Raw genomic sequence first — 2,750 nt, 5'->3', positions numbered from 1 at the left:
CGCCACGGGAGCATCTGGCCGGGGTGTCGGACGGGACGTACTTCTATGCAATCGGTGGGCGGGATCTGGCGTCGGACCAGAACACCGCCTCGGTGGAACGGTTCGATCCCGCCTCGGGAACGTGGACGACGTTGCCGGCCATGCCCACTCCTCGCGGCGGGCTCGGTGCGGTGTTCATCGACGGCCGCATCGTCACGGTTGGTGGTGAAGAACCGACTCGCGTGCTGTCGACGGTCGAGGCCTACGACGTGGTGGCCGGAACGTGGTCGCAATTGCCGGCCCTGCGCACACCGCGGCACGGGATGGCGGTCGGCGCGGTCGGAAACACGGTGTATGCCGTCGGCGGCGGTATCAAACCGACACACGCCGAATCGACTGCTGTGTCCGAGGCCCTCCAGCTCGCGCCACGCAAGACCCAGTGGGCGCCGGCGTGGCGTCCGCTGAAGGATGCACCGATCGCCCGTCAGCAGACGGCGACGGCCGTCGCGGACGGCACGATCTGGGTGCTCGGCGGACTCGACAATGCGGGGTCGACGCCGAAGGTCGAGGGGAACGACCCCGCCATCGACACCTGGAAGGCGGGCCCCGACCTTCCGGTTCCCCTCAATCACGCGATGGCCGTCGAGTACGGGGGCGAGTTGGTGGTCCTCGGAGGCTGGGTGCCGGAAGGTCCGAACCTCACCGGGATCACGTCGGACCGGGTGCTCGCGCTGCGGAACGGCAAGTGGGTGGATTTGGCGCCGATGAACGAGCCGCGGTCGGCTGGGGCCGCGGCCGTGGTCGGCGACAAGATCGTGGTCGCCGGGGGACAGGCGGACGGCGCGTTGGTGCCGACGACCGAGGTGTTCGACGGCACGAAGTGGACGACCGTCTCGGATATCCCGACCACTCGGGAGCATCTGGCCGGGGTGTCGGACGGGACGTACTTCTATGCGATCGGTGGACGGGATCTGGCGTCGGACCAGAACACCGCAGCCGTCGAACGGTTCGATCCCGCCGCGGGAACGTGGACGACATTGACCGCCATGCCCACTCCTCGCGGTGGGCTCGGTGCGGCGTTCATCGACGGCCGCATCGTCGCGGTCGGTGGTGAACAGCCGACCAAGGTGCTGTCGACCGTCGAGGCCTACGACGTTGACTCCGGCACCTGGTCACCATTACCGCCCATGCCCACGGGAGCTCACGGGATGTCCGTTGCGACGGTCGGTCACACCGTCTACGCCATCGGCGGTGCGTTACGGCCCACCCATGCGGAGTCCACCGCGACTGCACAGGCACTGGATTTCTGGTGAGAGTGCCTGCGCGGACCGGTCGATCTTCCACCGGTCACGCACGCTGAATGTCTTCTGTCCCTGTAGTTGTGCTCAGTAGAGGGGGACTAGACTTGTCATGGGAGGGGCGAGTTTCGCAGGATGCGGGTCGGGTAGGAAGTGGTTCGTGATGAAGGTGACGGCGAAGGCCACCCGTTGTGGCGGCTGGTGGGTGGTGGAGGTCCCGGGAGTCGAGGCCTCTCTCACCCGGGCGCGGCGGCTCGATCAGGTTTCTGCCATGGTGGCGGATGCTGTGCATCTGGTCGAGGATGTGCCGGCCGAGGACATCGAGGTTGTCCTCGACTACGAGATCGGGGATTCGGCGGCGCTCATGGAGGCCCGAGCGGCCCACTTGCAGGTCGAGTCCGCCGCCCACGCGCAGGAATGTGCAGCGCGGGCCTCGCGGGTCGCGGTAGCGCATCTGCGCCGATCGGGGCTTTCGGTGCGTGATATCGGCGTCATCCTCGAGCTGAGCCCTCAACGGGTCTCCCAGCTCGACCGCGCCGGCGCTCGTACCCGATGACAGTGCGAGCGACGGGTGCATACTCGGGGCCGTGAAGTCGGTCTCCGAGTGTGGTCCCGGTACTCGTTCTGGCGCTGAGGATTTCGATGTCCGACACCCTCACGATGTTCCTCGCCGGCGACGTGATGACCGGTAGGGGCGTCGACCAGATCCTCCCCTTTCCCGGCGACCCGGAGTTGAAGGAGCGTTGCGTCCGCGATGCCCGCGAGTACGTTGCGTTGGCGGAGAAGCGAAATGGTCGGATCCCCGGCCCCGTCGGGTTCGGGTGGCCGTGGGGTGAGGCGTTGCCGATCCTCGACGCGGCGGCACCCGACGCCCGCGTCGTCAATCTCGAAACGACCGTCACCACGTGTGCTCGATTCGCTTCCAAGGGAATCAACTACAGAATGCATCCGTCGAACCTGGGGGTGCTCACCGCTGCACGGATCGACGTCTGCGTACTGGCGAACAATCACCTACTCGACTTCGGCGCCGATGGTCTCGTGGAGACCCTCGACGTGCTGACCCGCAACGGCGTGCGGACCGTCGGAGCGGGGCGCACCGTGGCGCAGGCGTGGTGTCCCGTGGTCGTGGGGGGCGGAACGGGTCGTCGGCTGTTGATCTGGGCGGCAGGTATGTCGTCGAGCGGGGTCTCGCCGCACGGGGCGGCCCGCCGGGACCGGCCGGGTGTCGCGTACCTTTCCGAACCCACCGCCGCCGAGGCAGACCGTGTCCTCGACCGGACGCGGCTGATACGGAAGAACACGGACGTGGTGGTGGTCTCTCTGCACTGGGGTTCGAACTGGGGATACGACGTGCCGGATGCGCATGTCGAATTCGCGCATCGGCTCGTCGACGGTGGTGTCGACGTGGTCTTCGGGCACTCGTCTCACCACCCGCGGCCGGTCGAGATCTACCGCGGCCACCCGATCCTGTAC

General features: G+C 67.5%; 3 protein-coding genes. All 3 read left to right on the top strand.

The window, feature by feature from the left end; all coding sequences use genetic code 11:
- Positions 1-1,292 (top strand): Kelch repeat-containing protein (locus AC1D1G_RS44060; RefSeq protein ID WP_477956806.1); only part of this gene is annotated, 1,292 nt, incomplete at its 5' end.
- A 148-nt stretch (positions 1,293-1,440) separates the two neighbouring features.
- A complete protein-coding gene (locus tag AC1D1G_RS44055) occupies positions 1,441-1,833 on the top strand; it encodes a hypothetical protein (protein ID WP_283353189.1) in 393 nt (130 codons plus the stop codon).
- Between the two features lie 86 nt (positions 1,834-1,919).
- Positions 1,920-2,750, top strand: an 831-nt coding sequence (locus tag AC1D1G_RS44050) for a CapA family protein (protein WP_477956805.1), incomplete at its 3' end; no start/stop codon positions are given.

Source organism: Rhodococcus sp. P3_B8 (genome assembly GCF_056402775.1).
Note: the sequence above shows the minus strand (reverse complement) of the source record. Positions and strands in the feature narration are given on the sequence as shown.